A 15,286-nucleotide genomic window follows, 5' to 3' on the forward strand; every position below is an offset into this window, starting at 1 on the left:
GCGACCGCTTCTGGGGCAGGCTGGGCCCATGTCAGAGTTCCCCCTGCCGGTGCGGGTGGCGGCCGGTCTGGCCGCGACCGCCGTCGAACAGGCCCGCGCCCTGCCCGCGACGCTGCTCGGCCTGCCCGTGACCGTGGCCAGCCAGACGCTGCAGGCGTCGATGCGGGTCCAGCAGCACATCACCGAACTCGCGATCAAGGGCGACGAGGCGCTGTCGGTGCTGCGCACGCCCGAGGAAGAGCCGGAGTGGGCGGTCTTCGACGAGGACACCGCCCCGGAGCCCGCCGCGGAACCCGCGCCGGAGCCGCAGGAGAACTCGCTGATCGCCGACTACGACGCGCTGAGCCTGCCCCAGCTGCGCGGTCGCCTACGCTCGTTCACCGAGGACGATCTCACCCGACTGCTCGCCCACGAGGAGCGCACCGCCCAGCGCCCGGACTACCTCCGGATGCTGCGCAACCGCCTCACCCGCCTGCGCGAGCAGTAGCGAGCGACGAAGTCGCTCTCTCCTCCACCACCCTCGCCACTCGCACCGCCGCGGGTTCTCAGCGGTCCTCTGGTGAGGACAGCCGCGGCGCCGCGTATCGACATACTCAAGTCGCGGATCCCGGAGCCAGAGGGCCGCTGAGGTTCCGCTACTTGCACCGCCAAGCAGAATGAGCCTGGAAAACAATCTTCGACGAGGAGGAACGCTGACTTCGCCCACCAGTGCCGAGGAGCCGTGGCCGGTTCGGACCGTGGCCCGCAAGATCGCCGACTGGATCAACCGGCTCGGCCAGATCTGGGTCGAGGGGCAGATCACCCAGATCTCGATGCGGCCCGGCGCCCAGACGGCGTTCCTGACCCTGCGCGACCCGTCCGCCGACGTGTCGCTGACGCTGACCTGCGCGTCGTCGCTGCTGCGCAAGATGGACCCGCCGCTGACCGACGGCAGCCGCGTCGTGGTGCACGGCAAGCCGACGTTCTTCGTCGGCCGCGGCACGCTGAGCCTGCGGGTCGACGAGATCCGGGCCGTCGGCATCGGTGAGCTGCTCGCGCGCATCGAACGGCTGCGCCAGCTGCTCAAGGCCGAGGGATTGTTCGACCCGAGGCGCAAGCGGCCGCTGCCGTTCCTGCCGAACCGGGTCGGGCTGATCACCGGCCGGGCCTCGGCCGCCGAGCACGACGTGCTCACCAACGCGCAGCTGCGCTGGCCCAACGTGCAGTTCGAGGTCCGCAACGTCGCGGTGCAGGGCACCAGCGCGGTGCCGCAGATCCTGCCCGCCCTCGAAGAGCTCGACCGGATGCCCGAGGTCGACGTGATCGTGCTGGCGCGCGGCGGCGGCAGCGTCGAGGACCTGCTGCCGTTCTCCGACGAGGCGCTGTGCCGGGCGGTGGCGGCCTGCACGACCCCGGTGGTCAGCGCGATCGGGCACGAACCGGACTCGCCGCTGCTCGACCACGTCGCCGATGTGCGCTGTTCCACACCGACCGGTGCGGGCAAGCGCGTGGTGCCCGACGTCGCCGAGGAGAGCCAGCGCATCGGGCAGCTCCGCGACCGGGCGCGACGGGCGCTGCACGGGTGGGTGGATCGCGAGCGCAGGCTGCTCGACCAGCTGCGCAGCCGTCCGGCGCTGGCCGACCCGCACAAGCCGCTGCAGCAGCGCGCCGAGCAGGTCGCGCAGCTGCGCGACCGCTCCCGGCGGGCGATGAGCGCGGTCCTCACGGCGGAGGGACATGCGCTGAGCGCAACTCGATCACGCTTGACGACCTTGGGACCTGCGGCCACTCTGGCTCGTGGATACGCGATCGTGCAGCGCATCGAGGACACCGACGAGGTCGACGGCGTGCTGCGCTCCGTCGACGACGCGCCCGCGGGCACCCGGCTGCGGGTGCGGGTCGCCGACGGCGCGGTCCACGCCGTCGTACCTGACTGACCAAGGACTTCCACGTGCACCCGAAGCAGGAGCCCTCGTTCCTCCCCCTCACCGTGGGCGCGGCGCGCAGCCGAGAACGGGCGGGCGAGGTCCGGCGCTGCGCCGAGAGCGCCGACGTCACGGCCGCGTGCACGTGGGAGGCGCTGCTCGGCGGGTGCGACTCGGCCGACCGCAAGGACCTGCCCGGGCGGCTGCGCGCCCTGATCGACGCGACCTCCGACTACGTCGGCCCCGCCTGGTGGGAGGCGTCGGCCCACCGACGTAGGGTCGCGGAGGCCCAGCTGCGCATCAACGACGCGGTGCGCGAGGGCGACGGTGCCGAGTTCGCGGAGGCGTTCGTCGGCTACGACCAGGCGATCGCCACCGCGGTGGTGTCCGTGCGAGCGAATGTGGAGAGCCCTGCCCCGTGACCGAGAACCAGCCCGACGAGCACTTCGACCCCGTCGCCGAGCACCCGGAGGTCGCCGAGCTCGGCTACGAGGCCGCCCGCGACCAGCTGGCGGAGGTCGTCAAGCAGCTGGAGGCCGGTGGCCTGTCGCTGGAGGACTCGCTGGCCCTGTGGGAGAAGGGCGAAGCCCTGGCAGCGGTCTGCGAACGTCACCTCGCCGGGGCCCGGGAGCGCGTGGACCGCGCCCTGGCCAGCGTCGAGGACGAGTCCTGACTCAGCCGGTCCGGGCGGTCATGAGCCGATCTCGGGGCCGGTCAGGGCGGCTTCGGCGAGGGTCCTGAACTCGGCTTCGGTGGCGTTGCCGGTGATGAGCAGGCGGACCCCGTCGCGCTCGCTCACCCACGCCTGCTCGTCGCGAACGCCCTGGTAGCGGATCCACTGGCGACCGCCGGCCTCGGTCGTGCCGAGCGCGTGCGGCGGCTGCCGCGTCTCACCGGTGACGAGTTCCTCCTCGGCAGCGGTCGACTGTGCGAGGCGCAGGTAGCGGGCGTCGCCGGTCAGCCAGCCGACCCGGACGACCTCGGTGTGCGAGGGCAGCGTGGTGCTGTTGCTGGAGTTGGCGCGCCAGGTGCCGGGCAGCTGCGGGTCGACGATCGGGAAGTCCACCCCGGCCGCCGCGTCGCGCAGCTCGGCGGGAACGTCCACGGTCGGCACCGATCCGCTGTCCACGGTCGGGCCGCTCGGGGTGAACGAGCACTGCGTGAACAGCCCGGCGATGCCGAACGAGACCAGCACCAACGGCAGGATGGCGAAGATCATCGCCGACATCGTCCGCGGCGGGCGGGACGGAGCCGGTTGCTGGTTGCGGGGTTCAGCCACGAGACCCATGCTCTCACCGGCGGCACCGCAGCTCAGCGGGTAGGGCCGGAGGGAGTGGGCTGTCCCACGCGAACGATCCCCGAGCCCCGATGATCTGGGAAGATCGCAGCCAACATGCCTGGGCGCGGGGCGTTTTCCCGCCGGACTCGGGCGGTACCGACGATGCCTGACAACGGGGAGGCGCGATGACGCAACGACACCCGGAAGCACCCGACCGCAACCTGGCGATGGAACTCGTCCGCGTGACCGAGGCCGCCGCGATGGCGGGCGGCCGCTGGGTGGGGCGCGGCGACAAGAACGCGGGCGACGGCGCCGCGGTGGACGCCATGCGCAAGCTCATCGGCACGGTGTCGATGCGCGGCACGGTGGTCATCGGTGAGGGCGAGAAGGACGAAGCCCCGATGCTCTACAACGGCGAGGAGGTCGGCAACGGGGAAGGCCCCGAGGTCGACGTCGCCGTGGACCCCATCGACGGGACGACGCTGCTCAGCAAGGGCATGCCGAACGCGCTGGCGGTGCTGGCGGTGTCCGAGCGCGGCACCATGTTCGACCCGTCCGCGGTGTTCTACATGGAGAAGATGGCGGTCGGCCCCGAGGCCGCGGGCGTCATCGACATCAGCGCCCCGATCTCGGAGAACGTGCGCCGCGTCGCCAAGGCCAAGCAGGTCGACGTCGCCGACGTGACGGTGTGCGTGCTGGACCGGCCGCGGCACGAGCAGATCGTCAAGGAGGTCCGCGAGGCCGGTGCCCGCGTGCAGTTCATCTCCGACGGCGACGTGGCGGGCGCGATCGCGGCGGCCCGCCCGAACAGCGGCGTCGACATGCTGCTGGGCATCGGCGGCACGCCCGAGGGCATCATCGCCGCGTGCGCGCTGAAGTGCCTCGACGGTGAGATCCAGGGCCGGTTGTGGCCGCAGAACGACGAGGAGCGGGAGAAGCTGCGCGAGGCCGGGCACGACCCGAACCAGGTGCTGACCACGTCGGACCTGGTGCGCGGCGACAACATGTTCTTCGTGGCCACCGGCATCACCGACGGCGCGCTGCTGCGCGGCGTGCACTACCGCGCCGACCGCTGCACCACGCAGTCCATCGTGATGCGCTCGAAGTCGGGCACGACGCGCGTCGTCGACGCCTCGCACAAGCTCACCAAGCTGCGCGAGTACGCCGACGTGGACCTCGGCGAGGCTGACGAGTAGTCGCCTTCATCGGGAAAGGCGGCAAAAACCCCTGAGCCGATCTTGATCAGGGCGGTGACCTGCGGATTGTCCGCTGGTCACCGCCCTTTTCGCGCTCCGCCTACGACCTTCGTGGGTACGCCCGGGTGATCGGCGCCGTTAGCGTCAGCGGCCAGCCGGCCTTCGGAGCCGGGGAACCCCGGAGGATTCGACCCCCATGCGCATTCGTTCGGTTCTCATCTCCGCGGTCGCCGCGGTCAGCGCCGTGGGCGCGCTGAGCATGCCCGCCGTCGCGGCCGGTGACGACGTCGACCCGATGATCATCGGTGGTCACGACGCGACCGAGACCTACTCGTTCATGGTGTCCCTGCAGCAGCAGGGCGGACACATCTGCGGTGGCGCGCTGATCAAGCCGGACTGGGTGGTGACGGCCGCGCACTGCGTGCAGAGCGGCGGCGACTTCACGGTCCGCGTCGGCAGCAACGACAACACCACCGGTGGCGAGGAAGCCGCCGTGACCAAGACCGAGGTGCACCAGAGCGCCGACCTCGCGGTGCTGCAGCTGGACAAGCAGCTGACCGCCGCGCCGATCAAGATCGCCGCCGAGTCGGGTGCCACCGGCACGCCGAGCCGCATCATCGGCTGGGGCCAGACCTGCCCGGAGAGCGGCTGCGGTGAGGTCCCGTCGAACCTGCAGGAGCTCGACACCAGCATCGTCGACGACGCCGGCTGCACCGGCATCGACGGCGCGGGCGAGATCTGCACCGACAACCCCGGCGGCAACGCCGGTGCCTGCTACGGCGACTCGGGCGGCCCGCAGATCAAGGGCACCGAGGGCAACTGGGAGCTGATCGGCGCCACGAGCCGCTCCGGCAACGGTGACTCGACCTGCGCCACCGGCCCGTCGATCTACACCGACGTCCCGGCCTTCGCCGACTGGATCAACACCACCACCGGCGCCTGAAATCCACTGGCCTGAGCCAACGGGCCTGACATCGACTGGGCCTGACATCGAGTGGGCCTGACATCGACTGGGCCTGATCCGTCCCCCGACACGGCACCCGGAGATCCCCACATCCCGGGTGCCGTTCCACGTCCACCCAACACCGCCGCCCGACCCCACCGACGCCGACGGAATCGGGCCCCATGCCCTCGGATTCGGGCTCGACCTCGCGAGGGGGGTTCGGCTTCGGAGTGCCACGCCGTCGCCAGGGGACAGTTCTTCCTCGAATTGTCCGGACATTTCGGACATTGATCATGGGTGATTCGAGGAAAAACTGTCCTCTGGTGACGTTCGAGCCCTCAGCCGAGGTTCGACGAGTGGCCGGGGAAGAGGTGGGCGTCGGGGTTGAGCTCGACGGCGATGTTGTTCACCGCCGTGGCGGCCTCGCCGAACCCCGTCGCGATGAGCTTCACCTTCCCCGGGTACGACGCGACGTCCCCTGCCGCGTAGACGCGGGCCCGGCTGGTGCGCATCGTGGTGTCGACCGGGATCGACCGCTTCTCCAGCTCCAGCCCCCAGCTCTCGATCGGCCCGAGGTCGGCGGTGAACCCCAGCGCCGCGACCACGGTGTCAGCGGGCAGCACCCGCCGCTCGCCGCCGACGTCGATCTCCACCTCGCTGAGACCGCCGTCGTCGCCCCGGATCTCGGCGACCTCGGCGGGCACGATCAGCGGGACGCCGAGCTGCTCGACCTTGGTGACCAGCCCGGCGTGCGCGCGGAACCGGGTGCGGCGGTGCACCAGCGTCACGCTTCGCGCCACCGGCTGCAGCGCCAGCGCCCAGTCGAACGCGGAGTCCCCGCCGCCGACGACGACCACGTCGTGCCCGGTGTGCGCGGACAGCTCGGGGATGAAGTGCACGACTCCCCTGCCGGTCCACTCGTCCCCGGCGGGCAGCGGTCGCGGGGTGAACTCGCCGATCCCGGCGGTGATCAGCACCGCCCCGGCGCGCACCCGCTCGCCCTCGCCGACGTCGACCACCAGTCCGCCGTCCACATCGGACAGCGACACGGCCGGTCGCCCCAGCAGGTAGCGCGGGTCGTACTGCCCGGCCTGATCGACCAGGGCGGTGATCAGGCCGCGGCCGCGGATCTCCGGGAACCCCGCCACGTCGAAGATCATCTTCTCCGGGTACATCGCGGTCACCTGACCGCCGGGCTCGGGCAGCGCGTCCACCAGCGCCACCGACATCCCGCGGAACCCTGCGTAGTAGGCGGCGAACAGCCCCGTCGGGCCCGCGCCCACCACCAGCAAGTCAACCTCGTGCGCCATCTCGGCATCCCGTCGCCGGACCTGTGATACGGATCTCAGGCTAGTCGGCTCCGGGGCTGTTCAGCACGCCTGCTCCGATCAGCCCAACCCGCTGCGGCGCGCGGCGGTACCTGGTGCTGCACCTCACCCCTAACTTCGCCCGAAAGGGGATCAAGTCGGGGAGGGGAATCTCTGTGAAGAAGACGTCCGCGCTGCTCAGCGGCATCGCCGCGGTCGCGCTCAGCGCCGGTTTCGCACCGGCCGCGCAAGCCATCGACAACCCGGGTGCGCTGATCGTCGGCGGCCACGACGCCACCGAGTCCTACGAGTGGATGGCCTCGCTGCAGCGGGAGGGCTCGCACAGCTGCGGGGCCTCGCTCATCGACGAGAAGTGGGTGCTCACCGCCGCGCACTGCGTGGTCGACGCCAAGCCCGGCGACCTGTCGCTGCGCATCGGCAGCCCCACCTGGAGCAGCGGCGGCACCGAGGCCGGGGTGTCGCAGATCGTGGTCCACCCGAACTACGAGACCGAGACGCCCAACGGCGACATCGCGCTGCTCAAGCTCGACCAGTCGGTGCCGGAGACGCCGATCGAGCTGGCCGACTCCTCCGGCGAGGCGGGGACGCCGTCGCGGATCATCGGCTGGGGCGTGACCTGCCCGGTGCGCGGCTGCGGCCAGCCGCCGGAACAGCTCCAGGAGCTGGAGACCACCGTCGCGCCCGACGCGGGATGCACCCTCAGCGGCATCGACGAGCCCACCGAGATCTGCACCTCCAGCAAGGAACTGCTGGCCAACGCCTGCTTCGGCGACTCCGGCGGCCCGCAGCTGGAGGGCACCCCGGGCGACTGGAAGCTCACCGGCGTGACCAGCCGGCTCGGCAGCCCGGTCCCGGTCTGCGGCACCGCGCCCTCGGTCTACACCGACGCCACCGCCTACTCGGACTGGATCTCCGAGACCATCGGCTGATCACCCACTGCAGGGCCCCGTCCCGCTCGCGGGGCGGGGCCCTGTCAGATCAGCCACCTAGATCGTTCCAGAACGCCGTTTTCCCCCGGATGTCGCTGGTCAGTGGGGCGCGCCACGCTGACCCGAGCCGATGATCGGCGGGACACTCGAAGCATGGCTGAAACCCAATACCGGATCGAACACGACACGATGGGCGAGGTTCGGGTGCCCGCCGACGCCCTCTACCGGGCGCAGACCCAGCGGGCCGTCGAGAACTTCCCGATCTCCGGCCGGGGCCTGGAGCGCGCGCAGATCCGCGCGCTCGGCCTGCTCAAGGCAGCCACCGCCCGGGTCAACGGGCGGCTGGGCGTGCTCGACGCCGAGGTCGCCGAGGCCATCGCCCGCGCCGCCGACGAGGTCGCCGAGGGCGCGCACGACGACCACTTCCCGATCGACGTCTTCCAGACCGGCTCGGGCACCTCGTCGAACATGAACGCCAACGAGGTCATCGCGACCCTGGCCTCCCGCGCGCTCGGTCGCGACGTGCACCCGAACGACCACGTCAACGCCTCGCAGTCGTCGAACGACACGTTCCCGACGACGATCCACGTCGCCGCCACCGAGGCCGTGCTCACCGACGTCATCCCGGCGCTGGAGCACCTGGCCACCACCGTCGAGCGCCGCGCGAAGGACTGGACCGAGGTCGTCAAGTCGGGCCGCACGCACCTGATGGACGCGGTGCCGATCACCCTCGCCCAGGAGGCCGGCGCCTGGGCCTCGCAGGTCCGCTACGGCGTCGAGCGGCTGCGCAGCGGCCTGCCGCGCCTGGGCGAGCTGCCCATCGGCGGCACCGCCGTGGGCTCCGGGCTCAACGCGCCGGAGGGCTTCGGCCAGGCCGTCGCCGAGGAGCTGGCGCGGGTGACCGACCTGCCGCTGACCGAGGCCCGCGATCACTTCGAGGCCCAGGCCGCGCAGGACTCGGTCGTGGAGACCTCCGGTCATCTGCGCACCGTGGCGGTCAGCCTCACCAAGATCGCCAACGACCTGCGCTGGCTGGGTTCCGGGCCGCGCACCGGTCTGGCCGAGCTGGCGCTGCCCGATCTGCAGCCGGGCTCGTCGATCATGCCGGGCAAGGTCAACCCGGTGATCCCGGAGGCGACGCTGCAGGTCGTCGCCCAGGTCATCGGCAACGACGCGGCGGTCGCCTTCGCCGGGTCGCAGGGCAACTTCCAGCTCAACGTGATGCTGCCGGTCATCGCCCGCAACGTGCTGGAGTCGGCGCGGCTGCTCTCGGCCGTCTCCCGGCTGCTGGCCGACAAGGTCTTCGCCGAGGTGCAGGTCAACACCGACCAGGCCCGCGCCTACGCCGAGGGCTCGCCGTCGATCGTCACCCCGCTCAACCGCCACATCGGCTACGAGGAAGCGGCGGCCGTGGCAAAGCAGGCCCTCAAGGAGCGCAAGACCATCCGCGAGGTCGTCCTCGAACGGGGCCACGTCGACAACGGCAAGCTCACCGTCGAGCAGCTCGACGAAGCCCTCGACGTCCTCCGCATGGCCAACGGCGGCTGAGCACCCGGCCGCTTGTCGGGGGATGTGCGCACCATGGGGACATGGTGCTGTTCTCGGACGTCGTCGCGGTCTCCTCGGAGGTCGCGGCGACGTCCTCGCGCAAGGCGAAGACCACCGCCCTCGCGGGAGTGCTCCGCCGGTTGGAGCCCGCGGAGGTCGCGACCGCGACGGCGCTGCTGGCCGGGGAACTGCCCGGCGGACGCGCCGGGGTCGGCTGGTCCACGCTCGCATCGCTGCAGGTCGCAGCGGCACCCGAACCGACCTTGGGGATCGGTGACGTGGCGGCCGCGATCGACGAGGTGCGCGCGATCAGCGGTTCCGGATCCGGGCAGCGGCGGACCGACGCGCTCACCGGACTCCTCGGCCGGGCCACCGAGGCCGAGCAGCGGTTCCTCGTCCGCCTCTTCGGCGGCGAGCTGCGGCAGGGCGCGCTGGAAGGCGTGATGATCGAGGCCGTCGCCGCCGCGGCCGAGGTCCCGACCGGATCCGTGCGCCGCGCGTTCATGCTCTCCGGCAGGCTCCCGGCGACCGCGGAGGCCGCGCTCGGCGGCGGTGAGCCCGCGCTCGCCGAGTTCCACCTGGAGCTGGGCCGCCCGATCCGGCCGATGCTGGCCTCCCCGGCCGAGACGCTCGACACCGCGCTGGCCGAGTTCACCGAGTGCAGCGTCGAGTACAAGCTCGACGGCGCCCGCATCCAGGTGCACCGCGACGGCGACGAGGTGCACGTCTACACCCGCACGCTGCGCGAGATCACCCGCAACGTCGGCGAGCTCGTCGCGCTGGTGCGCGGGCTGGACTGCCGCTCGGTGGTGCTCGACGGCGAGACCCTGGCCCTCGACGACGCGGGACGTCCGCGCCCCTTCCAGGAGACGATGGCCCGCTTCGGCGCCCAGGAGCAGCGCGACGAGCTGCTGCACCCGTACTTCTTCGACTGCCTGCACCTCGACGGCACCGACCTGCTCGACCTCCCGCTGCGCGACCGGCTGAAGGCGTTGTCGCAGGTCGCGGCCGCGCACCGGATTCCCGGGGTCCTCTCCCCCGCCCCGGACGACGCCGCCGCGCTGTTCGAGGAGGCGCTGGCCCGCGGCCACGAGGGCGTCGTGATCAAGGACCTCTCCTCGCCGTACGCGGCGGGCAGGCGCGGCAAGGCGTGGCGCAAGGTCAAACCCGAGCACACCCTCGACCTGGTCGTGCTCGCCGCCGAGCGGGGCCACGGCCGCCGCAGCGGCTACCTGTCCAACCTGCACCTGGGCGCCCGCGACCCCGACGGCGGACCGCCGATCATGGTCGGCAAGACCTTCAAGGGCCTCACCGACGAGCTGCTGACCTGGCAGACCGCCGAGTTCCAGCGGCGCGCCACCGGCGACGACGGCTGGACCGTGCACGTCGTCCCGGAGCTGGTGGTGGAGATCGAGCTCGACGGGGTGCAGACCAGCAGCCGCTACCCCGGCGGCGTCGCGCTGCGCTTCGCCAGGGTGCTGCGCTACCGCCCGGACAAGGACCCCGCCGAAGCCGACACCATCGAGGCGGTTCGCGGCATGCTCCGCGGCGGGTGAGATCCTGGGCCGCATGAGCAGCGAGGACTTCGAGAGTTCGATCAACATCGGCCCGGGCACCATCGACCCGCGCGACTTCCAGCAGCGCTCGGCCGCGGTCGAGCTGGAGCACTACGTCGCCGTGCTGCTGCTGGAGTCGGAGTCCGAGGGCCAACCGCCGCTCTACGAGGAGTCGTTCGTGCTGCTCACCGCCGAGTCCGCGGAGGAGGCGGCCGAGAAGGCCCGGGAGTGCGGCAAGCAGCAGGAGTCGTCCTACGAGGACGAGAACCACCGCCCGGTGACCTGGAAGCTCAAGCAGGTCGTCGAGGTCAAGCCCCTCGAAGACGCCACCTTCGACGACGGCTCCGAGCTCTACAGCCGCTTCTTCCGCAACCACGACGCCTACCGCTCCCTCGACACCCTCACCGAGGACGACGCCTGAGCCACGTCGTACCCGCAGCGCGGCGGTTGCCCGTATCGTGGTGAGACGTGCAGTTCTTGAACGGGCAAGAGCCCTCTACCGACCTGACCTACGACGACGTCTTCCTGGCGCCCCGGCGCTCGGGGGTCGAGTCGCGCTTCGACGTCGACCTGGCCACCAGTGACGGCACCGGCGCGACGCTGCCGATCGTGGTCGCGAACATGACCGCCGTGGCCGGCAGGCGGATGGCCGAGACCGTCGCGCGGCGCGGCGGCCTGGTGGTCCTGCCGCAGGACGTCGACACCAGCGCCGTCGCCGAGATCGTGTCCTGGGTGAAGACCCGGCACCCGCTGTGGGACACGCCGCTGGCGCTGCACTCCGACGACGCGGTCGCCGACGCCCTCAACCTGCTGCCCAAGCGCGCGCACGGCGCGCTGGTGGTGGTCGACGACGAGGACAAGCCGCTCGGCGTCGTCGACGAGGCCGCCTGCACCGGCGTCGACCGGTTCGCCCGGGTCGGCGAGGTCGCCGACGCCCACCCGGTGGTGCTGCCGCTGGAGACCGACTCCCGCGAGGTCTTCGAGCAGCTGCACAAGCAGGGCCGCACCGTGGCGATCGCCGTCGACGCCGACGGCCGGCTCGCCGGGATCATGACCAAGAAGGGCGCCCTCCGCGCCGCGATCTACACCCCCGCGCTCGACGCCGAGGGACGGCTCCGGGTCGCCGCCGCGGTCGGCGTGAACGGCGACGTCGCCGCCAAGGCCTCCGCGCTGCTCGACGCCGGGGTGGACACGCTGGTCGTCGACACCGCGCACGGCCACCAGGAGAAGATGATCGCCGCGCTCAAGGCCGTGCGCTCCGCGAGCCCGACCGTTCCGGTCGTCGCGGGCAACGTGGTGACCGCCGAAGGCGTGCGGGACCTGATCGACGCCGGTGCCGACGTCGTCAAGGTCGGCGTCGGGCCTGGCGCGATGTGCACGACCCGGATGATGACCGGCGTCGGCCGCCCGCAGTTCTCCGCCGTCGCCGAGTGCGCCGCCGAGGCGCGCAGGCTCGGCAAGCACGTGTGGGCCGACGGCGGCGTCCGCCACCCGCGCGACGTGGCGCTGGCGCTGGCCGCCGGCGCGTCGTCGGTGATGGTCGGCTCCTGGTTCGCCGGGACCTACGAGTCCCCCGGCGACCTGCAGCGCGACGAGCACGGCCGCGCCTACAAGGAGTCCTTCGGCATGGCCTCCAAGCGCGCCGTCTCGGCCCGGACCCGCACCGACAGCCCCTACGACCAGGCCCGCAAGGCCCTGTTCGAGGAGGGCATCTCCAGCTCCCGGATGCGGATCGACCCGCAGAACCCGGGCGTCGAGGACCTCCTGGACCAGATCACCTCGGGCGTGCGCTCCTCCTGCACCTACGCAGGCGCGCACACCCTCGCGGAGTTCCACGAGCGAGCCTTCGTCGGCATCCAGTCCGCCGCGGGCTTCGCCGAGGGCCGCCCCCTGCCGTCCGGCTGGTGACGACCCGCGCTCGGGAGGGCGCCTTCTCCGGCGAAGGCGCCCTCCTCGCGCGGTCAGGGGGTGTGCTCGCCCTCCAGGAGCTCGGTGACCAAGGCCGCGATCGGGCTGCGCTCCGATCGGGTCAGGGTCACGTGGGCGAACAGCGGGTGGCCCTTGAGCTTCTCGATGACCGCCGCGATGCCGTCGTGCCGACCGACCCGCAGGTTGTCCCGCTGCGCGACGTCGTGGGTGAGCACCACCCGCGAGTTCGAGCCGAGCCGCGAGAGCACCGTCAGCAGCACGTTGCGCTCCAGCGACTGGGCCTCGTCGACGATGACGAAGGCGTCGTGCAGCGACCGGCCGCGGATGTGGGTCAGGGGCAGCACCTCCAGCATGCCGCGGTCCATGACCTCTTCCAGCACGTTCTCGCTGGCGTGCGCGCCGAGCGTGTCGAAGACGGCCTGCGCCCACGGCGCCATCTTCTCGCCCTCGGTGCCCGGGAGGTAGCCGAGCTCCTGCCCGCCGACGGCGTAGACCGGCCGGAACACCACGACCTTGCGGTGCTGCTGCCGTTCCAGCACCGACTCCAGCCCCGCGCACAGCGCGAGCGCCGACTTGCCGGTACCGGCTCGACCGCCGAGCGAGATGATCCCGACCTCGGGGTCCATCAGCAGCTCCAGCGCGATCCGCTGCTCCGCGGACCGGCCGTGCAGGCCGAACACCTCGCGATCACCGCGCACCAGCTTGACCTGCTTGTCCGCGGTGACCCGACCGAGCGCGCTCTGCTGACCGGCCAGCACCCGGACGCCGGTGTTCGGCGGCAGGTCCCTGGTCTCCTCCAGGTCGGCGATGCCGTCCTTGAACAGGGAGTCCACCGACTCCGAACCGACGTCGATGTCCGCCATGCCGCTCCAGCCCGACGACACGACGTCCTGCGCGCGGTACTCCTCGGCGGCCAGGTTCACCGACGCGGCCTTGACCCGCAGCGGCATGTCCTTGGTGACCAGCACGACCTCGCGGCCCTCGGCGGCGAGGTTGAGCGAGCACGCCAGGATGCGGGAGTCGTTGGAGTCCGTGCGGAAGCCCGGCGGGAGCACCGACGGGTCGGAGTGGTTCAACTCCACGTGGACGTGGCCGCCCTCGGGGTTGACCAGCACCGGGTGGTCCAGTCTGCCGTGCTCCACCCGCAGGTCGTCGAGCACGCGCAGGGCCTCGCGGGCGAACCAGCCGAGTTCGGGGTGGTGGCGCTTCCCCTCCAACTCGGAGATGACCACCACCGGGAGCACCACGTCGTGCTCGGCGAACCGGGCCATCGCCCACGGGTCGGACAGCAGGACCGAAGTGTCCAGGACGTAGGTGCGGACCTCGAAGTCACCGCCGGGTGCGGCGGTGCGCGCGGGCTCGTCGCTGCGGACGGCGCTGTGCGCCTGAGGCTGGGAACGTCGTGCGGTCACGGCTACTCCCTCGCGGACGTGCCGAACACGCCCGCTCGTCGGTGGGCCGGGCCTGCCCCCGTCGTGCTCCGGCTGGACCGTCCGGTCCACCGGCCGCGCGAGGGCCGGGCACCGACCCCCTCCGCGACCAAGGTGGACGTGTGAACGTCCCTCCAGCCAACAGCCACGATCAGGGCCTCCCGGACGGGCCGCGTTCGGACGTGCAAGGCAACGGCCCGTCACCGCGAACGCTACCTGCGTGATCGCATTTCGGCAGACAGCCACTTAGGTGATTCGAACCATTCCCGCGCTCACCGCGCGCGACTGGCCCGTTTTCGCAGGTCAGAAGGTTAATAGCAGGTGTCCGGACGATTCGTCAGCAGGTCAGGAGGCGTACGTCGACCCGGACGAGATCGAACGGAATTCAACACTCCCGGTGAAGACCGCTGCTCTTTTCGGGTGAACTTCCGGGCTGCCCGCGCGCCGCAGCTCGCGCTCCGGCGTCCGCTGGTGCAGCACGTCGTCAAGCGATCGGCGGTAACGATCAGTGCTCGATGTTCCGTCCGGGCGGTATGCCGACAACGCCCCCGGGCGGTCCATACCTCAACGCGCGCCGTGATCAACGGCCACCCGAACGGCGGACGGAATTCTCGCATTCCCGATTGCCCGGAAAGCGCTCGCGCTTGTCGGCCAAAAACCGCAAACACCTGAGGGATCAGTCCGTCAATACACACAATGGTGTTACCCGAGTGTCGCATTACCAGACCCCTGGATACGTTTCGAACCAGGTGCTTCACTCGCTTCGGAATTCACTCCTCGGGGCAGAAGCACGCACTTGCTCAACTCATCTGACCAAGGAGCAAAGCTGTGCTGAAGAAAGCAGTGATTGTCGCCGGCGCCGCTGCTGGCCTGCTCGCCCTGGCCCCGATGGCCAACGCCGACAGCTCGGACAACGACGGCGTCAACATCCTGAACGACAACAACGTCAGCGTCCTGCCGGTGCAGCTGTGCGGCAACAACGTCGCCGCGCTGGGCGCCGTAGTCCCGATCGCCTCGCCGAACTCCAGCGAGTGCGTGAACGCGCCGATCGCGGACCACCCGAGCGGGTACTGAGGCCCCATCGCGTCGAGGAGGAGCGCCGGGAACGATCCCGGCGCTCCTTTTTCGCGTCCGGCCATTCGCGTTCTACCAGGGCGGAAAGAATTCGCGTTCACACAATGGTGTTACGGAATTTTGGCGAACCGCACGTTCGCTGTAGTTTGCGACCGGAACACATCGCGGTC

General features: G+C 71.2%; 15 protein-coding genes. 12 read left to right on the forward strand and 3 right to left on the reverse strand.

Annotation, left to right across the window (positions count from 1 at the left end):
* Window positions 1-28: 28 nt before the first annotated feature.
* From REH65_RS13445 to REH65_RS13460, 4 genes are all read left to right on the forward strand, one after another.
* A complete protein-coding gene (locus tag REH65_RS13445) occupies window positions 29-487 on the forward strand; it encodes a lipid droplet-associated protein (protein WP_406692670.1) in 459 nt (152 codons plus the stop codon).
* Window positions 488-656: 169 nt separating this feature from the next.
* Complete coding sequence (gene xseA / locus REH65_RS13450) at window positions 657-1,916, forward strand: exodeoxyribonuclease VII large subunit (RefSeq protein WP_281459107.1); 1,260 nt, start codon at window positions 657-659, stop codon at window positions 1,914-1,916.
* Window positions 1,917-1,930: 14 nt separating this feature from the next.
* Window positions 1,931-2,326 (forward strand): hypothetical protein, encoded by a 396-nt coding sequence (locus REH65_RS13455; RefSeq protein ID WP_281459106.1) that lies wholly within the window; start codon window positions 1,931-1,933, stop codon window positions 2,324-2,326.
* Window positions 2,323-2,577 (forward strand): exodeoxyribonuclease VII small subunit, encoded by a 255-nt coding sequence (locus REH65_RS13460; protein ID WP_281459105.1) that lies wholly within the window; start codon window positions 2,323-2,325, stop codon window positions 2,575-2,577. The genes REH65_RS13455 and REH65_RS13460 overlap by 4 nt, the downstream gene beginning before the upstream one ends.
* Window positions 2,578-2,595: 18 nt before the next feature.
* On the opposite strand, the gene REH65_RS13465 is transcribed toward REH65_RS13460, so the two are convergent.
* Complete coding sequence (locus REH65_RS13465; RefSeq protein WP_406692671.1) at window positions 2,596-3,192, reverse strand: DUF4245 domain-containing protein; 597 nt, start codon at window positions 3,190-3,192, stop codon at window positions 2,596-2,598.
* 176 nt (window positions 3,193-3,368) lie between these two features.
* On the opposite strand from REH65_RS13465, the gene glpX reads away from it, so the two are divergent.
* Window positions 3,369-4,379 carry a class II fructose-bisphosphatase gene (glpX, locus tag REH65_RS13470; protein ID WP_281459103.1) on the forward strand — a complete coding sequence of 337 codons (1,011 nt, stop codon included), beginning with the start codon at window positions 3,369-3,371 and terminating at the stop codon, window positions 4,377-4,379.
* A gap of 196 nt (window positions 4,380-4,575) precedes the next feature.
* Complete coding sequence (locus tag REH65_RS13475) at window positions 4,576-5,322, forward strand: serine protease (protein ID WP_281459102.1); 747 nt, start codon at window positions 4,576-4,578, stop codon at window positions 5,320-5,322.
* A 338-nt stretch (window positions 5,323-5,660) separates the two neighbouring features.
* On the opposite strand, the gene REH65_RS13480 is transcribed toward REH65_RS13475, so the two are convergent.
* Complete coding sequence (locus tag REH65_RS13480; protein ID WP_406692672.1) at window positions 5,661-6,632, reverse strand: NAD(P)/FAD-dependent oxidoreductase; 972 nt, start codon at window positions 6,630-6,632, stop codon at window positions 5,661-5,663.
* Window positions 6,633-6,805: 173 nt separating this feature from the next.
* Here REH65_RS13480 and REH65_RS13485 point away from each other — a divergent pair, with 173 nt between their 5' ends.
* The 5 genes from REH65_RS13485 (at window position 6,806) to REH65_RS13505 (ending at window position 12,591) form a co-directional block, all read left to right on the forward strand.
* Window positions 6,806-7,579, forward strand: a complete 774-nt coding sequence (locus REH65_RS13485) for a serine protease (RefSeq protein WP_281459100.1) — start codon at window positions 6,806-6,808, stop codon at window positions 7,577-7,579.
* A 153-nt stretch (window positions 7,580-7,732) separates the two neighbouring features.
* On the forward strand, window positions 7,733-9,127 hold the full coding sequence (locus tag REH65_RS13490) for a class II fumarate hydratase (protein ID WP_406692673.1): 1,395 nt from the start codon (window positions 7,733-7,735) through the stop codon (window positions 9,125-9,127).
* Window positions 9,128-9,168: 41 nt separating this feature from the next.
* The gene (locus REH65_RS13495) at window positions 9,169-10,683 is read left to right on the forward strand and encodes an ATP-dependent DNA ligase (protein ID WP_406692674.1); all 1,515 of its coding nucleotides are present in this window, start codon (window positions 9,169-9,171) and stop codon (window positions 10,681-10,683) included.
* Between the two features lie 13 nt (window positions 10,684-10,696).
* Window positions 10,697-11,104 carry a DUF4288 domain-containing protein gene (locus tag REH65_RS13500; RefSeq protein ID WP_406692675.1) on the forward strand — a complete coding sequence of 136 codons (408 nt, stop codon included), beginning with the start codon at window positions 10,697-10,699 and terminating at the stop codon, window positions 11,102-11,104.
* A gap of 47 nt (window positions 11,105-11,151) precedes the next feature.
* Window positions 11,152-12,591: a GuaB1 family IMP dehydrogenase-related protein gene (locus REH65_RS13505; RefSeq protein WP_406692676.1), complete on the forward strand. Its 1,440-nt coding sequence runs from the start codon at window positions 11,152-11,154 to the stop codon at window positions 12,589-12,591.
* 53 nt (window positions 12,592-12,644) lie between these two features.
* Here the strand turns inward: REH65_RS13505 and REH65_RS13510 are convergent, their stop codons facing one another.
* Window positions 12,645-14,024 carry a PhoH family protein gene (locus REH65_RS13510; RefSeq protein WP_406692677.1) on the reverse strand — a complete coding sequence of 460 codons (1,380 nt, stop codon included), beginning with the start codon at window positions 14,022-14,024 and terminating at the stop codon, window positions 12,645-12,647.
* Window positions 14,025-14,870: 846 nt separating this feature from the next.
* On the opposite strand from REH65_RS13510, the gene REH65_RS13515 reads away from it, so the two are divergent.
* Window positions 14,871-15,116: a hypothetical protein gene (locus tag REH65_RS13515; RefSeq protein ID WP_406692678.1), complete on the forward strand. Its 246-nt coding sequence runs from the start codon at window positions 14,871-14,873 to the stop codon at window positions 15,114-15,116.
* Window positions 15,117-15,286 lie beyond the last annotated feature (170 nt).

The organism is Saccharopolyspora sp. ID03-671, assembly GCF_045278815.1.
Classification (GTDB): domain Bacteria; phylum Actinomycetota; class Actinomycetes; order Mycobacteriales; family Pseudonocardiaceae; genus Saccharopolyspora; species Saccharopolyspora ipomoeae.